Raw genomic sequence first — 20,973 nt, forward strand, 5'->3', positions numbered from 1 at the left:
ATTCTACTGGGAGTGTTTAGTGACTGCGGGATTATACTTTACGCAAAGTTACATTGTTAACGTTTAATTGATAATTCCATAAAATTGTTTATCGAAATGACATATTTTGCTAGTACAAAAGCAGATGAGAAGGAATATTATTATAACTGCACAACTATAGTGCATAAATATATAATGAGCAGATCACATGGAAACGGTTCAACCTGAAGTTACAAGAATAGAAAAAGATTTATTGGGAAGTAAAGAAGTTCCTATAAACAGTTATTATGGCATTCATACAATCCGAGCTTTAGAAAATTTTAATATTTCTAAACATAGCGTCGGTGAGCAAAGCTTTTTTATCCGCGCTTTGGCTCAGGTCAAAAAGGCCTCGGCACAAACCAATTTGCAATTTAATAAGATCTCTGAAGAAATTAGTGTAGCGATTCAAAAAGCAAGTGATCAACTGATTGAAAATCCGCAAAATTGGAAAGATGCATTTCCATCAGATGTCTACCAAGGTGGTGCGGGGACATCAATTAATATGAACACCAATGAAGTCATTGCCAATATCGCATTAGAATCTTTAGGTTATGCGAAAGGACGTTATGACATCATCCATCCAAATGACCATGTCAATAAATCTCAATCGACCAATGATGTCTATCCCACTGCATTACGTTTAGCAACTTACTATTCACTGGATTTGTTATTTGAAAAAATCAATAATTTGATTAGTTCACTGACATTAAAATCTGCTGAGTTTCAGTATGTGCTAAAAATGGGACGGACCCAGTTACAAGATGCTGTCCCAATGACATTAGGACAAGAGTTTCATGCCTTTGCGACATTACTCAAAGAAGATGTTCGTCTAATTAAAAAGACCCGTGAACTTTTATTAGAAATTAACTTAGGCGCTACTGCGATTGGTACAGGGGTAAATACGCCACATGGTTATGCTGCGCAGGTCAATGAAAATTTAAAAGCCTTAACAGGTTTAAATTTAATTGGTGCAGAAGATTATGTTGAAGCGACCAGTGACTGCGGTGTATTTATTATCCTTTCAAGCACCTTAAAACGTTTGGCTGTAAAACTCTCTAAAATCTGTAATGACTTACGTCTATTAAGTTCTGGCCCAAGAACAGGTTTATGGGAAATTCGCTTACCTGAATTACAAGCTGGTTCATCGATCATGCCAGCAAAAGTCAATCCTGTGATTCCTGAAGTTGTCAATCAAATTGCATTTAAAGTGATTGGTAATGATTTAACCATTACTTTTGCAGCAGAAGCAGGCCAATTACAGTTAAATGTGATGGAGCCTGTGATTGCGCTTACCATGAATGAGTCAATTGAATTACTAATCAATGCGATTCAAACCTTGGATGAGAAGTGTATTCAAGGTGTGGTTGCCAATGAAAAAACCTGTTTTGATGCAGTGATGCGTAGTGTGGGAATTATTACTTTACTTGATCCAATTCTAGGTCATGCAAAGTGTGATGAAATTGGGAAGCAATGTATTGCTGAAAATAAAACCATTCAAGAAGTTGTACTTGAGCAGGGTTTATTGAGCCAAGAACGTCTAGATGAAATTTTCTCTTTTGAAAATATGATTTCAGAAATTGCAGTACAACCCTATGAAGAAATTGGTAAAGCGGGCTAAGTGTTTAAACTGCGCCTGTTGATCTATATATAAAAACTTTGATAAATACAGCATTTAGATGCTGTATTTTTATGCATGGTAAAAAAAGTAAAGTTTCTTTATAATTCAACAAAATTTAAAATCACCAACAAAAGTCAATAATCTATGAATAATAAACATTTAATTCTTGCCTTAAGCTTAGTACTTCTTTCTGGATGTGCGAAAAAGTCGGAACAAGCTGCTGAAAGTTCGGCGTCTGCTCAAGATGCACAAGTCGTTGCTCAGGATGCTGCACAAGCGGCTGATGCCGCAGAAAAAAGTACTGAGCAAGCTGCTGAAAATTCTGTTGATACCACACCTGTGACTGAACAAAAACCTGAAACTATTTTAAGTACCGATGTCAGTCAAGCAGAAAAAGCACGTCGTATGGTGCGTGAAGCTCAGGTTAATTTCACAGCCAAAGATGTGGTGAAAACTGCTTTAGAAATTGATAAGCTCACTTTTCAAGCGGGCGGCTTTATAGAGCAGAAAAATATCAGTTTTGATGTACTCGATGTAAAAACACAAAAAATTGCGGATGGTAAAATACGAGTTTTTGAAAAAGTTGATCCGCATGCAGAGATCATTGTCAGAGTACCGAGTGATAAAGCCGCGTTATATGTCAATCAGTTATTGCCTTTGATGTATTTTTTAAATCAACAACAATATTCTGCTAAGCGTTTTGAGTTAAAGCTTTTAGAAGAAAAAATTGGACAAACTCAAAGCGTTCCAAGTGATACCAAACAATCACAGCTGAATGAAATTTCCCGTTTAACCCAACTTGAAGTTCAAGATCGGGTGCGTTTTAGCACGATTAGTATTGCCATTAAGCAACCTGCAATGGTGAGAGAAAGTCTGGATGTTGATGTTGCTGCTGTGGCACGCTTAAACGGTGATAGTTTTTGGAAACGTGCTTGGGAAGGTATTCAATATGGCTGGCAATTTATTTTGGATTTGTTGGTTGTTTTAGTCTCCATTTGGCCACTTTATTTATTGGTATTTCTTGGCTTGATTATTTATCGAGTGGTTAAGCCTTTAATGAATAAATTATTCAATGATTCATCTTCGACTAAACCTTCTAAAGATGTAAAAAAAGATCAGATGAATTCCACAGATGACAATGCATGATTTTACTTAGCGCTATGCTGTAATTTTTAAAGCCAGTGCAATTGCACTGGTTTTTTAATGTGTTGTCAGTTTTTCAAAAAGCTGTTGCATTCCTTCAGTCGCACTCATTTTTAAACATTGGTATTGCTGGGGAACACGCTCATAACTGGCTTGCGGGTCAATATAATAGGCATCACAGTGTTCTGGAATCTCGTGAATCAAACCTGCCACAGGGTAGACGGTCAATGTAGAGCCAATAACAATAAAAATATCAGCATCACGGATCATCTCTACTGCTTCTTCATACGCAGGAACAGCTTCACCAAACCAAACCACATGAGGTCGAAGTGGAAACCCTTCAGGACATTTATGTTGTTCTAGGTCCAATTGCCAACCAACTATAGGATAAAACTCATTTGTATACTGCGCATTAGGTTTAGAACTTTTAGCAAGGCGGATATTGCCATGTAAATGAATAACCTGTTGGCTTCCAGCACGTTCATGTAGATCATCAATATTTTGAGTAATTACAATGACATCAAAATATTGTTCGAGTTGAGCAATGGTATCGTGTGCTTGATTGGGGTGGGCTTTGAGAATATGTTGACGTCGTTCATTGTAAAAACGTTGCACCAAGGCAGGGTTACGCTGCCAAGCTTCAGGTGTAGCCACCTCTTGAATATCATAATTCTCCCATAAGCCATTACTATCTCGGAACGTGCTGATTCCACTTTCTGCACTCATTCCTGCACCTGAGAAAACTACAATTTTTTTCATAGGATAAACAATTAAAATTTTTAAAATCCTAACATAAATTGAGTGAAACGTGTTTTCTCATTATTATGACTATCCTGAAGCAGTTAAATGGTGTCAGGCGGCTTATCTAAAGATCCAGAGCATGACCTTGTCAAAGAGGTTTTATATGAGATCATGGGAAATACCAAGCGCAGTATCAAAAAGTATAACCAAACAATTGCCAATATTGCTGCTTCAGACATACCTAGACGTTAAGATGTTTTAATTTAGTCAGTTTTACTGATTTATCATTAATACATAAAGTCTAAAAATCTGAAATATCTAAATTTATAGTGTCAAAATAAGAATATAAAAAGCATGACATTTAGAAGGGAGAGTGGATTCTAATGTCATGATTTATTTTTAAATTATTCAATAAATTTGATTTGTTTAATGAAGTAAAAAGACTCATCTGCACTAGGACCAGCAACTCGATCTGCATTTTTTTCAAATTGAATATCTGCTTGGACTTTTTTTTCAATATATTGCTTTTTTAAAATTTGCCCGCCTGTTTCTTCATCATGGTCAAACCATGGCCCGCACTTTTGATTGCAGTATGCATAAATGGTTTTGCCTTGGGTATTTTTTAACAGCAAGCCGTTGTCATCAACACCACCACCATTGGCCAATATATAGTTTTGTGTTTTGGCATTGGCAAAATGACTGATTGAAATACAGGTAAGAATAAGCAATATTTTTTTCATCTTTTCCTCAAGATTTAATAAGACTTTATTGTATATACGCGGTTATTTTACAATAAATAGCATGTATTAAAAGAAAAGGTCTGTAAAAACAGACCTTAAAATACTGAGCTTAATGATCATGGTGTAAATATTTCGGCTGTTTAGGGAGTTGCATGCTACAGAAAAGACAAATAATTAGCATGACAATCACGTAAACAAAGAAGCTGTTCTCATGACCAAGATCTTTTAACTTTAATGCAACAGCAGGTGCAGATCCACCAAAGATTGCATTACCGACAGCATAGGCAAAACCAACCCCCAAGGCTCGAATATGTGGTGGGAACATTTCTGCTTTAACTAAACCACTAATCGAGGTATAGAAACTGAGTAACATCATTAAGAAGATCAGTAATAATGTCACGATAAAAGCTGAACCACTAAAGTATGGCATTGCAATGACCATGACAGGATAGATAAAAATGGCACAGCTGCTACTAAAGAGCATCATTGAAGCACGACGACCGATTCGATCTGCCAGCATCCCGAACAAAGGTTGCGCACACATAAATACAAATAGGGCAATGGTCATCATATAGCCGACCGTTTTATCAGCAAAACCAAGGCTGGTGATATAGGTTTTTGAATATACTGTGATGATATAAAAACACAATGAACCCGCAGAGGTATAACCAACAACCAGTAGGAAAGTATTCCAGTTCTTGCTGAGTAATTCTTTTAAACTGCCTGAACCCTCTTTTGCACTATCATCTTCAGATAAGGTTTCTTTTAAATGTCGACGTGCAAAGAATGAAAGAATGGCAACGACACCACCAATAACAAATGGAATACGCCAGCCACCATCCATTAATTGTTCTTTAGACATAAGGGCCAACATAATCACGCCTAAAAGGCTTGCTAAAAGTTGTCCACCAGACAGCGTGACGTACTGAAAAGAGGAATAGAATCCTCGTTGACCTTTTAAAGCAACCTCGCTCATATAGGTCGCAACAGTACCATACTCACCACCTACTGAAAGTCCTTGTAACAGACGTACAGCCAATAATAGAAATGGTGCTGCCATACCGACTTGATCATAAGTCGGGAGTGCTGCAAATAAAAATGAACTGATCGCCATTAAGGTAATAGAAATGATCATGGATTTTTTACGTCCATAGGTATCGCCAATCCAGCCAAAGAGCCAACTGCCTATGGGCCGCATGAAAAAACTAGCAGCAAAGACGCCCCACACATAAATTGCTTTTGTGGAGTCATCCATATCTGGAGCGGTTAATGCATGGGTGAAATAGGTTGCGAATGCTGCATAAATATAGAAATCAAACCATTCCACCAAGTTACCAGAAGCAGCCCCAACGATAGCCATGACACGATTACGTTTTTCATGTGGCTGATAAATATGTGTTTCAGTCATAAAATATCCTTATTATGCTGCTACGGTTTTTATGTCTTGAAAATGTGAAAAATCAAATTTTTTGCATTTCAAACTGTTTGGATTTTGCATTTTGATTTTAAGATTAAACGATTATACAAATACGGTATTGGTACAAAAAATACACAGCTTAATACAGCTATATCTATAAATTAATGCACGAATGTTCTTGTTTTAATTTGCGTAATATGAGAATTTATTGATTAATTGCATATTGTAAAAATGAAAAAAATAAATAATTATCAAACTTGGTTTTAGATAGATTTACTTATGATTTAAGTTAAATGAAAAGAACCATCGAAAAGTATTCGGTATTGTAGTTGAGAAAAAATATCTAATTACGATTGGGTGAAATCACATCAATTCGAATGAGACAAATTAGAGAGAAAGAAAATACAAGAATATTTTCAAATGACCCAAGGGCAGATTGATTATCGGCATAATTGACTTAACACGTTGAAACAAAATGAGACACAATTTGCCGTTTTAAAAGCGGCTGTAGACAAGCCTGTCTAGACATTTTATTAAGCTTTTTAGTATAATTCATCACATTCTAAAATTAAATAATAAACTATGTCTAACAATATTTACACTGCTTTAGAGCAACTGGGACGTGGTACGCAAAAACGTGCGATCCATGTTCTATTTTCAAATTCATCTTTAAATGATCAAGTTTTACTGCAACGTATTGATGGGACACATACACTTAACTTAGGCCTTAGCCTACAATTAACTTGTCTATCTACATCAGCAAGCATTGCTCTAAAAAGCTTTATTGGTAGCCAAGTGGCCGTAGATATTGTTAATGACAAATCTGAGCTGAATCGAATTTCAGGGATCGTAACCAAAGCCGATGTAGGTGCCAGTGACGGTTCTCTTACAATTTATCGCCTTACAGTTGAAGACCCCACAGCGCTTTGGAAATATCGTAGAAACTCCAGAGTGTTTATGAATAAATCTGTTGTTCAAGTTGTGGAGGTTCTATTTCAAGAATGGCGAGAGCGAAGTCCATTGTTTGCTTCAAGCCTGACTTTGGACAAAACAGCCTTAACCAAAGACTATGATGTCCGACCATTCATCATGCAGAGCAATGAGCGCGATTTTGACTTTATTCAACGGTTATTGGCTTCTGAAGGGATAAGTTTCTTAGCCGATGAAGCACAGCATAAAGTTTCTAGTTCTTCAGAGCAGATTCAACCACAGAAACTACGCCTAATCGATCATAATGCGCAATACAAAGCACTAGATCGCCGTAGTATCCGTTTTCACCGTAGCAGTGCTGTAGAAAGACAAGATAGCATAACGGCATTTACTGGTTTACGTTCCATTCAGCCTACGGCTGTACATGTACAAAGATGGCAAGCGGATGCTTTAGAACAAGAAGAAGGTGCAGGTTCAGTTCTTACCAAACATAAGCATTCAGACAATCAGAATGTGGCAAGTTTAGCTTTAGAACAGGCATTTCATGTCAGTCCTGCATGGATACAGGACTTAAAAGGTGAAGATGGTGTAACCAAATCTGGTCATGTCCAAATTGAAAAGCTCAATGAAAACTTGAGTAAATATTTCGATCTACAAGCCAAAAAATTTACTGCTATTTCTACAGTAAGAGATGCATATGTGGGGTATTGGTTTGAATTTAATGAACATCCTGAAATAGATCAGCATTCAGGTGCAGACAAAGAATTTTTGATCACCTCAAAGACATTCTATAATCAGAACAACTTGCCTAAAGACCTGAATGATCAAGTGACAGCATTACTTACACAAAGTCATTGGCAATTGAACAATATCATCACCAATAACAAAGATGAACGTCAAGCCAATCAGCTTGTATTGCAACGTCGAAGCATCGACATTGTTCCTGAATACAACCTACTGCAACAACGACCTACCACACATCCACAACGAGCAAAAGTTGTCGGGATGGATGGCGAGGAAATTCATGTCGATGAATGGGGACGTATCAAAGTACGCTTCTTGTTCACTCGAAATGAAGACCACACCCATGATGGCGGTGCAGGTTCAAATGACAATGATACAGATTCGGCTTGGGTCTATGTACTGACGCCTTGGGCAGGAGAAGGCTATGGTGCACGATTCTTGCCTCGTATTGGAGAAATTGTGGTCATTAATTTCTTTGATGGCAATATCGATCGACCGTATGTCGTGGGGCGAATTCATGAAGCACAACGTCATCCCACCAAATTTGATCATAAAGGCAAATTGCCAGATACTAAAAAATTAGCAGGGATAAAAAGTAAGGAATATAAAGGGAGTGGCTACAACCAACTGAGATTTGATGATAGTACAGGACAAATCAGCGTCCAACTGCAAAGTAGTCATTCAGCAAGCCAGCTGAATTTAGGTAATCTCAGTCATCCTAAAGAAACTGACACCAGTGAGGGACGTGGTGAAGGCTTTGAATTGCGTACTGATCAGTGGGGAGCGCTTAGAGCTAAACAAGGCTTATTGCTTTCTACCTATTCGCAAGATTCAGCAAGTGGTCATCATCTTGATGCACAAGAGACCAAATCACAACTTGAATCTGGTTTGAATAATTCAAAAGCGTTAAGTGAAGTCGCTAAAAATCAACAAACCGACCCTTTAGAAATTCTAGATGATCTTAAGCAGTTTATTGAACAAATCGAACAGCAAAGCGAAACTAAGGCAAAAGCATTTAAACAAGCTTTAATGATTTTGACTTCACCCAATTCAATCGCCCTTGCAAGCAATGAAGATGTACATCTTTCAGCAGATGGTCAAATTAGTCACAGTGCAGGCGATAGTATTAACCTAAGTACTCAAAAGAACTTGTTAGCTCATGCACAAAGTAAAATCAGTTTGTTTGCAGCACAGGAAGGTGCCAGATTCTACGCAGGTAAAGGCAAGGTCGAAATACAAGCTCAAGGAGATGGGGCTGATTTGATTGCACGTAAAGGGATTCAAATCATTTCAACTGAAGATGCAATCTATATTACTAGCCCTAAAGAGATTAGATTAGTTGCAGATACCTCAGAATTAAGAATCAATGGCTCAGGTGTGTTTGCCACTACTGGTGGTTTGTTTGAGAGTAAGGCGGGGCAGCATGTTTTGAAAGGAGGTAGCAATTTATCTGCAATCGTACCTGTCTTACCTACAATTAACGTATTGCCAAAGGAATTGGAACTAAAATATGTTTATGAGGATTTAAAACCCGTGGCACAGGCGCCTTTTAATCTTATTTTTTCTGATGGTTCTTCTCTAGAAGGTATATTGGATGCTGGTGGATATGCCAAGGTCACTATCCCAGGCGATAAAATACAGCCAAAAGTTTATTATGGTTTTAGTAGTGTTGAGGCAAAGCCTGATAAAGAGAAAGTAGATAATCCATTTAAAGATAAAAAAGTGATGAGCATAACTGAAGCAGAACAACTAATAGAACAATACAATCAACAAGAATTAGATGCATTGTTGGATGATTATTTTCCTGATGAAATTGAAAGTATGATTAATGGGGATACTATTGAGTATGATGATCATGTTGGTGATTATGAAGAACAATTACTAGGGCAAGAAAATAATCACAATGACGAAATAGCTGATGATTTAGAGGAAATATTATTAACCAATGATTCAACTTCTAGATTAGAACTAGGAGATGAAAAATGAATACTGCTGTAGCGAAAGCAACCTCACAAACTGTAAGAGTCACTGCTAAAGGTGAAGAGTCAGCAGCTCAATGGATCAAAGGTGTGCTTGATGGAAGTGGTTCAAGTCCTGCACAAATCATTGTTGCAGTGGTGATTGGTTGTATTCCTTTTGTAGGCCAAGGGGTCGATGTCGGGAATGTTATCGTTTCGGTCATAAAAATTGCTGAAAAGCCAGAAGATAAAGATAATTGGTTTGATTTGGTATTTAACCTAGTAGCTTTTGTTCCTGTAGCTGGTGATGGCTTAAAAATTGTTTTTAAGCAATTACGCTCAGGTAAAGCGATGGGCGCAATTTTAGATGCAATCCCAAGTAAGACTATGCGAGGGAATGTAGATAAATGGTTCAGGAATTTAAATTGGAATGCTTACACAAAAGAATTACAAAATACAAGTAACAAAATGATTGATGGTTTAATTGATGTTTTTGACAGTTGGATGACTCGGGCGGTATTGGGTAATGCAAGATTAAAGACCTTAGTGACCCAATTAAATCAAATGAAAAGAGTTGCCAATCAAAAAATTGAGATGGTGATGAAAGAAATGCAAGCTGCTCATGCAAAAGCAATTGCAACCCCTTATCCAAATACCACTGCAAAAGCTCCAATTGTTACAAAAACGCCAGCACCTACACCAGTAGCACAGGCTAAAACACCTGCAACTCCTACCCCAACTCCAAAGGCAAAAACACCATCAACGCCAGCACCTAAAAGTTCAAGAAAACCGAATGAAAAACCAGCACCTAAAACACCACAAAATGGGAGTGTACCTAAAAATACAGGTGGTAATAGAGTAAGCCCAGGTAGGAAAAATACTTCAAATCGCCGAAAGCAATTGAAAAGAAGAAAAAGATCAAATAAGGAGTTGGGTTCAGGTGGTGAGCATATCACGGATTACTACTATGTAAGACGTATGAAGAGTCGAACTAAAATCAATCATGATGGCGTGCTTTATGAATATCATGATGATGGTCACAATGGTATAGATCATGTTTGGCATAGCTCAAGATTGGGGCATAAGTATCGTGTAACAGACAGTAAAGCTACTAATGCTCTAAGTCATAGAGCATTAATGACACCCAAAGCCGCAATGATGGCGTTAAAAATGGGGTTAGATGTTTATATGTCTACAGATCAAGATTATAAAGTTAAGAACACTGTAGGCACTACAGTAAGTGATGGTGTTCAGATGTCACATTTGTGGATTTCTCGAAAAATTGGTTCATCAAAAATAGTATCAGCACACGATAATCTGCTTGATGATATCGAAGCATGGGAACGAGTACAATTTAAAGTGTCAGCAGAAAAGAAGCTAGGTAGATCTGTTGCTATAAGGTGCCCTTATGATAGAAGCTTGGTTACTATTACAGGTGATAAATTTGACCATCATGAAAAATGTAAAGGACTGAATAAACCTAAATGCACTAGAACTGTAACTGCACATGGCATTAAATTAGAATTTGTTTTACCAAATGACATGTTGGAGCGATAAAATAATGTCAATAACAGTGAATGATCAAACAATAGATTGGCAAAAATGGTTAAATTTAGAAATAAAAGATACAAACCTGTTTAGGGATAGTTTGCTTGAACAAAGAATGTATCATAAAAGATTTGAAACATTTGTAAATGGGATTTATTCCGTTACAGATGGTTTTAGCAATTATAAAAATGATTCTAAATTTGGTGGATATATTGCAGCTGGTAGAAGACGAATTATAGATACTTTAGACTTAATTTCTTTGCAATATTCAGCTGGGGGTGATATAGATTTTATAAAAGAACTTTATCCTTATTTACTTCATTGGACTGAAGAATACGCAGAAACAAGTCATCTCTATAATTTGAGTCCTGATGCTGATGGGCGATTTGTATGGCATATTGCTTTAAATACAGAGGATTATTGGTATATAGCATTCCGTTTGATTTGTTTTGGTTTATTGACTGGTTATGCAGATCAAATGGGTCGCGTAATACCAATTATAGATTACACAGAGGCTGTGCCAGAAGGACAAGAAAAAGATGGCTTAATTGAGCGTTTAGTTGCCCCTTTTATTTCTGATAGAGGCGTTCCACCAACTGAAGCAAGGCGACATTTACCTTATCGAAAATTAATCAAGGTGTTTGACGCAGAAGAGGGTAAACGTCCTGAACTTATGTTGCAATATTTAGAAGATTGGTACGATGCTAGTCGTCGTGAACCCTATTATGAACAACATCCTGAAACTGATCTAAGATCAGGACGAAGTTATTATGGTTATTGGTCATGGGAAGCTGCTGCAGTAACATGGTTATTAAATATCGATGATACAATCTATCGAGAACATCAGTTCTACCCAAAAGACTTGGTTGATTTTGCTAGAAAACAAGCTGAGAATCCAACAGCTGAAATAATAATTGAACGAATTAAAGTAAAAGGTGGAGAGAAATGTTCCAAAACTGGTTATTGGACGACTCCCGCTCAACCTGATACACGACCTTACTTCACACAAGGTGAAATATTACCAACATTATCAGAAACTGATTGGGGTGAAGTATATTGGTATTTTGATGGTGAGGAATAAAACTTTAAGTTAGTAAAACCATCCATAAAAAGATGGTTTTCTTTTTAGTTAGAATAAAATAGTAAAGAATTACATATGATAATTATGCTTAATTTTGAAGTAACTAATCGAAAGTGATGATGCATTATTATAATATTCATTGTATTCATACTTTAAAATCTGAAGGATAAAACTCATGATTAGTTTTATCTTTTTCTTAGCGGGATTACTTAGTTTTTCTCACTTTAGTGTACTCACAATATTAGTTTTTAGCTTAATCACTCTCTGCTTCTATCGAGTATGTTATTACTTTAACTTTCAAAAACTTCAAATTTACTCATCATATCTTTATGGTGGATTGAGCACAGGGTTAATTTTAAGATTAGGTATTTATTTTTGGTTAAGTAAAAACTATGTATTACTGATGGTTATCCTACCAATAATTGGGGTTCTCCTGATTGTAGTTTATGAAGAATTATTTAAAAACATTATTCTCTTAGTCTTATTGCTTTTGGGGAAAGTGAAGAGCTTTGTATTAAAAAACCAGAGATTAAAAATGATTGTGCGAAAGTATATTTGCAGTTGAGGGACAAAAAACCAAATCCAAGCAGTTTTTATACATTTAGTCCGAAAGAAGCCTATTTACTTGAACAATTTAGCGCTTTGTATTTTTTTGAAATTGTACGTAATAATCATCGTAAATTTTTAGATGGTTTAGAAGAATTATTTGAAATATATATGCATAATCTTCCTTATAACTTAAGAGATTTTCCTTTACCTGAACGTGCAGATATTAATTGGGGTGGTACAGTCTTACCAAACTTTAGGTCCACGATGGATCGGATAGAATATGCTTATATAAAAATAAAATCAGGTGATTTTACTTATCTAAATTGTGTGGGGGAAATTCGTTCGAATGACAAAGGTCTAAGTGAATTTTCTCCACATTGGATGGATGATCTACCTAACGATAAAGTACGACAATGTTGGGATTATTATTCAATCACAAATCGATATGCCTCAATTATTAGAAATTCTTACCCAAAAAATTGGGATATGGGTTTTCTTGAAGCCGAATTTCCAGAAGCAGCTATATTTCAAGGAATTGATGTTGATTTACCAAACTCTTATCCAATATATCGGATAAATTTTGAAATAACCGTTAAATCTAATGAGAAAGTAAAAACGACAGGGATTTATATTTGCAAAGAAGACCAGAAGCGGATTGAGTTTATAGCTTCAAGCAAAGAAGAGGATAGAGGGTGGGGAAGTGTAGTACCAATCGGGGTTGATCCAGACACATATGAAACATTGTATGCTGAAGTGAATTGGATATTAATTGAAAGAATTGCTGATGAAGGTGGTTCAGATAATTCTTTGGATGTTGAAAATATAAAGGCCTTATCAAGCCAAAGTTGCCCAAGATCAGGATATTGGTGGAGTCCAGCAAACAAATCTCAATCTCGTTATTTTGAACAAGGAGAAATTTTTCCAAAAATTGAAAATAGTGATTGGAGTGAAACGATTTGGTATTTAGAAATCACTAATAAACTACAGTGAAATATTTTAAGATTTAACTGCAAGAAATGGCGCTTTCATAAAGCGAAACTTAGTTATATTCCTTAATATGTCATGATAGAAAAATCCCATCGAACTGCATGGGATTTTATACTGATTATTAAGTGATTATGCTGGTTTATTGACTTTGCGGTGAGTCTTGTACTGGAGTTGGAATGGCAGCCTTTGATTGTTGTCGAGTTAAAATCAAGTGTGCGATCATGCCAATACAAATTCCCCAGAAAACCGAACTAAATCCTAAAAAATGCATACCTGATACAGTGGCAAGAAAAGTAATGATGGCAGCATCTCGTTGTGTTTCATCTTTCATTGCAATACCAAGATTGGTGGTAATCGCTCCGAGTAAGGCCAATCCAGCAAGTGCCGCAATCAACTCTTTGGGAAGTATGCTAAATAGCATCACCAAACTGCCTGCAAATAATCCCCCTAAAATATAGAAGATGCCATTTGCAATACCTGCGATATAGCGTTTTTCTTTCAATTCATGTGAATCTTTACCCGTGCAAAGCGCAGCAGTAATCGCTGCTAACACAATCGTGATTCCACCAGTAAACGCTACAGCAATAGAGGTGATACTGGCTATGCTTAAAATCGGTTTAGCAGGTGTATCGTAATGATTCAGTTTGAGAATTGCCATACCCGGCAAGAACTGACCCGTTAAACTGACAATTGTAAGTGGAATTGCAAGATTCAATGTAGAAGACCAGGTCCATTCTGGACTGATCAGAACAGGAACTGCCAATGAAAAATCCATTGGTACTGGATTGATTTTTCCAAAGATAAAACTGAGCACAATCCCTGAAAATAATACCCAAATTATGGCATAGCGAGGTGAAAAGCGTTTCGCCAGTAAAAAGCAGAGTAGCATACCAAAAACCACATAGGGCATTGTGTCAGTAGCTTTAAACAGACCTAAACCAAACTGGAACAGAATTCCAGCCATCATTCCTGCTGCCAGTCCTTGTGGTATCCATTTTAAAAGTTTGTCAAAAGAACCAGTAATCCCAATGATAAAAATAATGATTGCAGAAGTAATATAGGCTGCAACAACTTCATTGAGGGAAATATGCGGAAATAAAGCCACCAAGAGCGCCGTTCCAGGTGCTGACCATGCGGTAATAATCGGCGTTTTAAACTTAATGGATAAAATGATTCCAGTGATTGCCGCACCAATAGAGCTCCCCCAGATCCATGATGCCATCATGGTTGAGGAAACATTGGCTTGTTGAGCGGCCTGAAAAAAAATGATCATTGGTCCTGCATAAGAAATCAGTACAGCTAAAAATCCTGCAACTGTCGCTGATAAAGACCAATCTTGTTTTAATGTTTTGAACAGGGATGCCATTGGGCAAAGCCTCCATGCATTGAATTTCAATGATCCTGCTATATAAAAAGAAACCAGTTTTAACCCTGATCACCACCACCTACAGGGACAATAGTACCTGTCATATAAGAGGATTCATCAGAGGCAAGAAATAATATTGCATTGACCTGTTCCTGAATCGAACCATAACGGCCCATAAAAGTACGATCAATGGTTTGATCTACCACATCTTGCATCCATTGTTTTTCATTTTTGGTCAATGCCGTAGTATTGCGCGGGACTTTACGTGGCGGTGCTTCTGTACCGCCAGTCGCAACAGCATTAACCCGGATACCATCTTTGGCATGTTCAAATGCAAGTGCTGTAGTTAGACCATTTACACCACCTTTTGAGGCTGAATAGGGCACTCGATGAATACCGCATGTTGCAATAGAGGATACATTAACAATGGTACCTTTTTGATTTTTGATCATTTCGGGCAGGACTGCTCGACAACACCATAAGGTTGGAAATAGTGAGCGATGCACTTCTTTGATGATTTCTTCTTCAGAAAACGCTTGAAACGGTTTCATCCAAATTGCACCACCGACATTGTTAATTAAAATATCAACACGGTTATAGTGTTCAATGGCTTTAGCAACGACAGCTTGAGCACCCGCTAAAGTTTCCAGATCTGCATTGACGGTGATTGCATCACCGCCAGTTTTGTTAATTTCAACAAGCACGTCTTCGACATATTCTGAACGATCGGCCATAACCACATGCGCACCTTCCGCTGCCACTTGTAGGGCGACACCACGACCAATACCTTGTGCGGCACCGGTAACAATGACAACTTTATTTTTAAATCTTTGGCGATCTGACATTCTTCTCAGCTCCTGAACAGTACGATTTTAGTTTGCAGAGAATTTCTCAAATAAGAAGTTTGCCGGTTTAATCCCTTCAGTATCCAACCAGCCTCGAACAGCTTCAACCATAGGAACAGGGCCACATAAATAAACATCGACGTCACCGCCATTTAACCAGTCATTGTCAATATGACCTGTCACATAACCTTTGCGTTCATGTGTTGATTCAGCATGTGCAACGACTGTGCGGTATTCAAACCATGGCAGTTTATTTTGCAGTTCATTGAGCTTTTCAAGTGCCACAAGGTCAAAGTCATTGGTCACACCAAATACTAAACGTACAGGGTGTTGTGAGCCTTTGTCTTCAAGCACTTGTAACATCGACATAAATGGTGCAATACCTGTACCGCCTGCCAACATAACGACAGGGCGAACTACATTACGAAGGTAAAAACTTCCAAATGGACCAGTAAAGGTCATTTTGTCGCCCGCTTTGGCATTTGCACTTAAAAAGTCACTCATCTTTCCATTTGGAACATTACGTACCACAAAGCCTGTTAAGCGATTTCCGGGTTTTGAACTAAATGAATAAGAGCGCGTTTCAGTGGTTTGTGGAATTGCCACATTGACATACTGACCTGCAAGAAAATTAATATCGGGCTGACCTTCATCTAATTGAATATCGAAAGTGATGGTGGAATCAGAGAGCTTTTCCACACGAGATAATGTGCCTTGAAATGCATGAATTTCGGTTTTGCATACTTCAGATGAAGCTTGAATCTGGAATACGGCATCAGAAGAAGGTCTACATTGGCAGGCCAAGATATAGCCTTGTTCAGCCTCTTCTGGTGTTAAAGCATCTTCAATATAACTTTCCTCAGGCATGTCAAACGAACCAGATTCACAAAAAGCACGACATGTACCGCAAGCACCATCACGGCAATCTAAAGGAATATTGATTTTCTGGCGATATGCTGCATCAGATAAAGTTTCACCTTGTGTAACTGAGATAAAACGCGTTACGCCATCTTCAAATTGAAGAGCAACATTGTGGTTTGACATGGCTGAAAATCCTATAAAAATCTTTAAAACTTTTGAGTGCTTTAGCCAACTTTCCATTTGGCTAAAGCAAACACCTCTAATTTTTTACACAACTCGAGAGAAAAAATTAGAGGTGGTAAATATCGATGACTTGGTTGATGTAGTCATTTTTTAGCACCACATATTTATTCAGAATCTGTGGTTGTGTAGCAGAAAAGTCGATGACATAACGAGACATACCAAAATAGCTATAACTGTTTTTGTAACGAAAGCTCAGCGTATTCCAGTTAAAGCGGACTGTGACTTTGTCACCATCTCTTTCGATAATTTCAATATTGCTAATATTGTGGCAAGTGCGTGTATCAGGCATGGTTGCTGAAGAACGTTCAGTCTTAATCCGGAAAACACGGTCTTCCAAACCTTGACGGTCAGGGTAATAAATCAAAGAGATTTCAGACTGAGGATCTTCGGTTAAACGATCATCATCATCCCAAGCAGGCATCCAAAAACATGCCGAGGGTGAGTAGCAGGCGAGCCATTGATCCCATTGTTCATCATCTAAAAAACGAGCTTCGCGGTAGAGAAATTGCGCAATATTTTCTAAAGAAACTTGATCGATGTTTGCTGTTGTATTCATGCTGTTGCTCCTTGCTGAGATGTTTCTTGTTGAGCAAGATTTTTTTCAGATTGAATGGCATGTTTCATCATTTCTAACCAGTATTGATGTTGGGCGAGATATAAGCCTTCATCTTCTGTTTTAATACCACTCAGTTTAGGTTTTAAACCAATTTCATTGGCCGCATCATCAGGTCCTTGAATCCAGTGTTTTGATCCACGGCACATGTCATTCCATTCAAGCTCAATACCAGCATAACCCGCTTGACAAGCACGGAATTCTTCAAGGTCATCAGGCGTTGCCATGCCAGAAGCATTAAAGAAATCTTCGTATTGGCGAATACGTCGTGTACGTGCTTCAGGGCTTTCACCTACAGGTGCAATACAGTAAATCGTCACTTCAGTTTTATTAACTGAAATTGGACGTAATACACGAATTTGTGAACCAAATTGATCCATGAAATAGACATTTGGATAAAGGCATAAGTTACGTGAACGTTCGATCATCCATTTCGACATTGGCGCACCGAATTTTTCAGTGTACTCATCAGCTTTTGGATAATTAGGACGATCTTCAGGGTTTGCCCATTGAGTCCATAACAGCATGTGTCCATGCTCAAAACCGTATGAGCCGCCACCTTGTTTGCCCCAAGCACCTGCACTCATTGCACGTACATTGTCATTTTCTTGCTGTTTTTCTTTACGTTGCTGTGTGGTCGCTGCATAGTTCCAATGTACAGCTGAAACGTGATAACCATCTGCACCATTTTCAGCAGTCAGTTTCCAGTTACCTTCATAGGTATAGGTTGAAGCACCACGTAAAACCTCTAAGCCTTGCTCAGATTGGTCGACAATCATGTCAATGATTTTGGTCGTTTCACCTAAAAATTCTTCTAAACTTGGTACATCTGGATTTAAACTGCCAAATAAGAAACCTTTATAGCTTTCAAAACGAGCTACTTTTTTCAGGTCGTGTGAACCTTCTTTATTGAAGCAGTCCGAATAACCTGCATCACTTGGATCTTTAACTTTGAGTAGTTTCCCAGAGTTATTAAATGTCCATCCATGGAATGGGCATGTATAAGTCGCTTTATTACCACGCTTATGCCGACAAAGCTGTGCGCCACGGTGTGAACACGCATTGATCATGGCATTTAATTCACCATTGCGATTACGCGCAATCATAATGGGCTGACGCCCCATAGTGGTGGTGTAATAATCGTTGTTATTTGGAATTTGGCTTTCATGTGCCAAGTAAACCCAGTTGCCTTCAAAGATGTATTTCATTTCTAGGTCAAAAAGGGCTTGATCTGTGAAAACAGAACGATGAAGTTTAAATTCACCCGTTTCAAAATTATCGACTAAAAGTTCGTCAATTCGATCAAGATGGCTGGTATTTATAACAGGAATACGTGGCATATGGGTTCTCCGACTTTCCAAATGAGAGGAAGTCCCCGAAGTGCTGCAATAGTGCAAACATTTCGGTTCCGTGCGTGTGGGTTTAAGCGCTTGCGCGACGACGATCTACTTCTGTAGACGGTGCTTTAGATTGTTCTTTTACCAGTGCTACATTGAATGAAATGCGTTTAAATGGTTTGTTGAGACCACGACGGGCAATTTCAGCTTCATCACTGATATCAATAGCTGTTGCCACTAAACCATCACGTGTTGCAAAAGCAAAATCATCCCAAAGGTATTGATCACCTTCGATGTTGAATTGTGTGGTTAATTTGCGATAGCCGGGTGCAGATACGAAATAATGCACATGAGATGGGCGGTTACCATGGCGGCCTAATTTGTTCAGTACAAACTGAGTCGTCCCTTGTGGTGGACAGCCATAGCCAACGGGCATAGTGGTTTGTGCAACATACTGACCATTGCTATCAGTCAATATGCTACGGCGTAGATTAAAATCTGACTGCGATTTATCGAAGAAAGAATAATTACCTAAACTGTTGGCATGCCAAATTTCAACTTTAGCATTTGGGATAAGATTGCCATCTGTGTCAGTGACTGTACCTTCAATAAATAGGGTGTCGATTTTATCGCTCTCTGAACCATCGTCCATACGAGAAAAGCCGACGGACTCAGGCGCACCAGCGACATATAATGGGCCTTCAATGGTGCGTGGTGTGCCACCTGTGATACCTGCTTTTGCATCTGCTTCATCAGCACGTAAATCCAAATAATGTTCCAAACCTAAACCCGCTGCTAAAAGACCAAGTTCATTGGCTTGACCTGCATCGGTAAAATATTCTAGGCCTTTCCATAATTCACTTTGTGAAATGTCTAAATCTTCAATGGCTTGAAACAAGTCAGCTAATAAACGTACCACTACTTGTTGTACACGTGTATCGACTGCACCTGTTGCAGTGTCTACATTCATTTGTTTGACCAAAGTATCGATTTCTTGACGGTTCATACTAGATCTCCTGCAGTATGCGTGGTTTGGCATTGCATACGAAAAAAATCGTTTGAAACTTTGCTGCCCACTTTCCATGTTCTTCATGTGCGAGATTTAAAGCCGGAACTGATAAAAGTGATTCATTGGGCTAACAGAATGGGATTCTTTGGCTGGCTGTGAATATCAAAAATTTTACAGTCTTGCTTTACATCTTGCTTTTGATATACCTTAAAAGAATGGATGATCGCTGTCTAAGATCAAATTTGCATTTTTTTATATCTTAAAGGTATGGAGTTTGAGATGGAACTCAGGCATTTGCGCTATTTTGTTGCTGTTGTAGAAGAACAAAGTTTTACCAAAGCAGCAGAAAAGCTTTATATTGCTCAGCCTCCACTGAGCAGACAGATTCAAAACCTTGAAGGTGAATTGGGTATCGCGCTTTTTGAACGTGGAAGCCGTCCGTTAAAAACCACAGAAGCGGGACAATTTTTTTATCAACACGCTGTTAAACTTTTGTCTAATGCCGAAGAAGTAAAGTCCATGACTAAGCGAATTGGCTTGATCGAAAAAACGGTGACCATGGGTTTTGTGGGTTCTTTATTGTATGGTTTATTACCCAAAATCGTTTATATGTTCCGTCAACAGCAGCCGCATTTAAAAATTGAGCTGATTGAAATGAGTACCAAAGATCAAATTCAGGCGCTTAAAGAGGGGCGTATTGATGTTGGATTTGGGCGTTTAAGAATTTCTGATCCTGCCATTAGGCGAGTTTTGTTGCGAGAGGAGCCGTTAATGTTGGCTGTCCATATCAGTCATCATCTCGCTACAGATTCTAAGGGCACTTATTTTGCCGATATTGAAGATGAGAACTTATTCCTCTACCCAAGTCATCCTAAGCCTAATTTTTCCACTCAAGTACGTCATCTGTTTTCCGAGCATGGTCTAGATCCTAAGAATCTAAAAGAAGTTCGAGAAATTCAACTGGCTTTGGGATTGGTTGCTGCAGGTGAAGGGGTATGTATTGTGCCCGAGAGTGCAAAAACCATTCAATTGCCGAATTTAATCTATATCCCATTGTTAGATAGCTCTGCAAAAAGCCCAATCTTTATGGCAATACGTTGTATGGATGAAAGTGAAAATATTCGGTCTTTATTTGATTGTATTTATCAGGTTTATGATTTAGAAGGCTTTCAATATGATCGTGCGAGTTTTACGACGATATATTAGGCTTCTTTACTAAGTT

The 20,973-nt window shown here is 38.0% G+C and carries 17 protein-coding genes; 8 read left to right on the forward strand and 9 right to left on the reverse strand.

Translation table 11 applies throughout. From position 1 onward, the window contains the following. Nucleotides 1-187 precede the first annotated feature (187 nt). Complete coding sequence (aspA, locus tag ACQ7EO_RS09915) at nucleotides 188-1,639, forward strand: aspartate ammonia-lyase (protein ID WP_419311766.1); 1,452 nt, start codon at nucleotides 188-190, stop codon at nucleotides 1,637-1,639. Nucleotides 1,640-1,783: 144 nt separating this feature from the next. Then, entirely contained in the window at nucleotides 1,784-2,785 is a 1,002-nt protein-coding gene (locus ACQ7EO_RS09920) for a hypothetical protein (protein WP_434279485.1), read from the forward strand. Between the two features lie 54 nt (nucleotides 2,786-2,839). On the opposite strand, the gene ACQ7EO_RS09925 is transcribed toward ACQ7EO_RS09920, so the two are convergent. Continuing rightward, nucleotides 2,840-3,541: an SIR2 family NAD-dependent protein deacylase gene (locus tag ACQ7EO_RS09925; RefSeq protein WP_434279486.1), complete on the reverse strand. Its 702-nt coding sequence runs from the start codon at nucleotides 3,539-3,541 to the stop codon at nucleotides 2,840-2,842. 87 nt (nucleotides 3,542-3,628) lie between these two features. Here ACQ7EO_RS09925 and ACQ7EO_RS09930 point away from each other — a divergent pair, with 87 nt between their 5' ends. Next, on the forward strand, nucleotides 3,629-3,775 hold the full coding sequence (locus ACQ7EO_RS09930; RefSeq protein ID WP_270382480.1) for a hypothetical protein: 147 nt from the start codon (nucleotides 3,629-3,631) through the stop codon (nucleotides 3,773-3,775). 152 nt (nucleotides 3,776-3,927) lie between these two features. On the opposite strand, the gene ACQ7EO_RS09935 is transcribed toward ACQ7EO_RS09930, so the two are convergent. Beyond that, nucleotides 3,928-4,263, reverse strand: a complete 336-nt coding sequence (locus ACQ7EO_RS09935) for a hypothetical protein (RefSeq protein ID WP_004821903.1) — start codon at nucleotides 4,261-4,263, stop codon at nucleotides 3,928-3,930. Nucleotides 4,264-4,372: 109 nt separating this feature from the next. After that, a complete protein-coding gene (locus ACQ7EO_RS09940; protein ID WP_004821900.1) occupies nucleotides 4,373-5,671 on the reverse strand; it encodes an MFS transporter in 1,299 nt (432 codons plus the stop codon). A 591-nt stretch (nucleotides 5,672-6,262) separates the two neighbouring features. On the opposite strand from ACQ7EO_RS09940, the gene ACQ7EO_RS09945 reads away from it, so the two are divergent. From ACQ7EO_RS09945 to ACQ7EO_RS09960, 4 genes are all read left to right on the forward strand, one after another. Continuing rightward, entirely contained in the window at nucleotides 6,263-9,340 is a 3,078-nt protein-coding gene (locus ACQ7EO_RS09945) for a type VI secretion system Vgr family protein (protein WP_434279487.1), read from the forward strand. Next, the gene (locus tag ACQ7EO_RS09950; protein ID WP_419278589.1) at nucleotides 9,337-10,869 is read left to right on the forward strand and encodes a hypothetical protein; all 1,533 of its coding nucleotides are present in this window, start codon (nucleotides 9,337-9,339) and stop codon (nucleotides 10,867-10,869) included. Before ACQ7EO_RS09945 ends, ACQ7EO_RS09950 begins: the two co-directional genes overlap by 4 nt. Before the next feature lie 4 nt (nucleotides 10,870-10,873). After that, a complete protein-coding gene (locus ACQ7EO_RS09955) occupies nucleotides 10,874-11,941 on the forward strand; it encodes a PoNe immunity protein domain-containing protein (protein ID WP_434279488.1) in 1,068 nt (355 codons plus the stop codon). 561 nt (nucleotides 11,942-12,502) lie between these two features. Continuing rightward, on the forward strand, nucleotides 12,503-13,480 hold the full coding sequence (locus ACQ7EO_RS09960) for a hypothetical protein (RefSeq protein WP_434279489.1): 978 nt from the start codon (nucleotides 12,503-12,505) through the stop codon (nucleotides 13,478-13,480). 136 nt (nucleotides 13,481-13,616) lie between these two features. Here the strand turns inward: ACQ7EO_RS09960 and benE are convergent, their stop codons facing one another. The 6 genes from benE to catA all read right to left on the reverse strand — a co-directional run bounded on the left by benE (nucleotide 13,617) and on the right by catA (nucleotide 19,748). Continuing rightward, on the reverse strand, nucleotides 13,617-14,843 hold the full coding sequence (gene benE, locus ACQ7EO_RS09965) for a benzoate/H(+) symporter BenE (protein WP_434279490.1): 1,227 nt from the start codon (nucleotides 14,841-14,843) through the stop codon (nucleotides 13,617-13,619). 59 nt (nucleotides 14,844-14,902) lie between these two features. Continuing rightward, nucleotides 14,903-15,688 (reverse strand): benzoate diol dehydrogenase BenD, encoded by a 786-nt coding sequence (gene benD, locus ACQ7EO_RS09970; RefSeq protein WP_303576882.1) that lies wholly within the window; start codon nucleotides 15,686-15,688, stop codon nucleotides 14,903-14,905. A gap of 27 nt (nucleotides 15,689-15,715) precedes the next feature. Continuing rightward, nucleotides 15,716-16,732 carry a benzoate 1,2-dioxygenase electron transfer component BenC gene (gene benC, locus ACQ7EO_RS09975; protein WP_434279491.1) on the reverse strand — a complete coding sequence of 339 codons (1,017 nt, stop codon included), beginning with the start codon at nucleotides 16,730-16,732 and terminating at the stop codon, nucleotides 15,716-15,718. A 106-nt stretch (nucleotides 16,733-16,838) separates the two neighbouring features. Further along, complete coding sequence (benB, locus tag ACQ7EO_RS09980; RefSeq protein WP_434279492.1) at nucleotides 16,839-17,348, reverse strand: benzoate 1,2-dioxygenase small subunit; 510 nt, start codon at nucleotides 17,346-17,348, stop codon at nucleotides 16,839-16,841. After that, nucleotides 17,345-18,745, reverse strand: a complete 1,401-nt coding sequence (gene benA, locus ACQ7EO_RS09985) for a benzoate 1,2-dioxygenase large subunit (RefSeq protein WP_004719896.1) — start codon at nucleotides 18,743-18,745, stop codon at nucleotides 17,345-17,347. The genes benB and benA overlap by 4 nt, the downstream gene beginning before the upstream one ends. An 82-nt stretch (nucleotides 18,746-18,827) precedes the next feature. After that, complete coding sequence (gene catA / locus ACQ7EO_RS09990) at nucleotides 18,828-19,748, reverse strand: catechol 1,2-dioxygenase (protein ID WP_004719897.1); 921 nt, start codon at nucleotides 19,746-19,748, stop codon at nucleotides 18,828-18,830. Nucleotides 19,749-20,030: 282 nt separating this feature from the next. On the opposite strand from catA, the gene ACQ7EO_RS09995 reads away from it, so the two are divergent. Then, complete coding sequence (locus ACQ7EO_RS09995) at nucleotides 20,031-20,957, forward strand: LysR family transcriptional regulator (RefSeq protein WP_004821871.1); 927 nt, start codon at nucleotides 20,031-20,033, stop codon at nucleotides 20,955-20,957. Nucleotides 20,958-20,973: the final 16 nt, after the last annotated feature.

Origin of the sequence: Acinetobacter sp. CE-15 (assembly GCF_051059255.1) — a bacterium.
Classification (GTDB): Bacteria; Pseudomonadota; Gammaproteobacteria; order Pseudomonadales; family Moraxellaceae; genus Acinetobacter; species Acinetobacter guillouiae.

What these genes read in the sequence shown, in the direction of transcription:
- ACQ7EO_RS09945 (WP_434279487.1), top strand. Translation starts at nt 6,263, where the DNA reads ATGTCTAACAATATTTACACTGCTTTAGAGCAACTGGGACGTGGTACG.
- ACQ7EO_RS09940 (WP_004821900.1), bottom strand. Translation starts at nt 5,671, where the DNA reads ATGACTGAAACACATATTTATCAGCCACATGAAAAACGTAATCGTGTC.
- catA (WP_004719897.1), bottom strand. Translation starts at nt 19,748, where the DNA reads ATGAACCGTCAAGAAATCGATACTTTGGTCAAACAAATGAATGTAGAC.
- aspA (WP_419311766.1), top strand. Translation starts at nt 188, where the DNA reads ATGGAAACGGTTCAACCTGAAGTTACAAGAATAGAAAAAGATTTATTG.
- ACQ7EO_RS09930 (WP_270382480.1), top strand. Translation starts at nt 3,629, where the DNA reads ATGGTGTCAGGCGGCTTATCTAAAGATCCAGAGCATGACCTTGTCAAA.
- benD (WP_303576882.1), bottom strand. Translation starts at nt 15,688, where the DNA reads ATGTCAGATCGCCAAAGATTTAAAAATAAAGTTGTCATTGTTACCGGT.
- benE (WP_434279490.1), bottom strand. Translation starts at nt 14,843, where the DNA reads ATGGCATCCCTGTTCAAAACATTAAAACAAGATTGGTCTTTATCAGCG.
- ACQ7EO_RS09955 (WP_434279488.1), top strand. Translation starts at nt 10,874, where the DNA reads ATGTCAATAACAGTGAATGATCAAACAATAGATTGGCAAAAATGGTTA.
- ACQ7EO_RS09925 (WP_434279486.1), bottom strand. Translation starts at nt 3,541, where the DNA reads ATGAAAAAAATTGTAGTTTTCTCAGGTGCAGGAATGAGTGCAGAAAGT.
- ACQ7EO_RS09935 (WP_004821903.1), bottom strand. Translation starts at nt 4,263, where the DNA reads ATGAAAAAAATATTGCTTATTCTTACCTGTATTTCAATCAGTCATTTT.
- benB (WP_434279492.1), bottom strand. Translation starts at nt 17,348, where the DNA reads ATGAATACAACAGCAAACATCGATCAAGTTTCTTTAGAAAATATTGCG.
- ACQ7EO_RS09995 (WP_004821871.1), top strand. Translation starts at nt 20,031, where the DNA reads ATGGAACTCAGGCATTTGCGCTATTTTGTTGCTGTTGTAGAAGAACAA.
- benA (WP_004719896.1), bottom strand. Translation starts at nt 18,745, where the DNA reads ATGCCACGTATTCCTGTTATAAATACCAGCCATCTTGATCGAATTGAC.
- benC (WP_434279491.1), bottom strand. Translation starts at nt 16,732, where the DNA reads ATGTCAAACCACAATGTTGCTCTTCAATTTGAAGATGGCGTAACGCGT.
- ACQ7EO_RS09950 (WP_419278589.1), top strand. Translation starts at nt 9,337, where the DNA reads ATGAATACTGCTGTAGCGAAAGCAACCTCACAAACTGTAAGAGTCACT.
- ACQ7EO_RS09920 (WP_434279485.1), top strand. Translation starts at nt 1,784, where the DNA reads ATGAATAATAAACATTTAATTCTTGCCTTAAGCTTAGTACTTCTTTCT.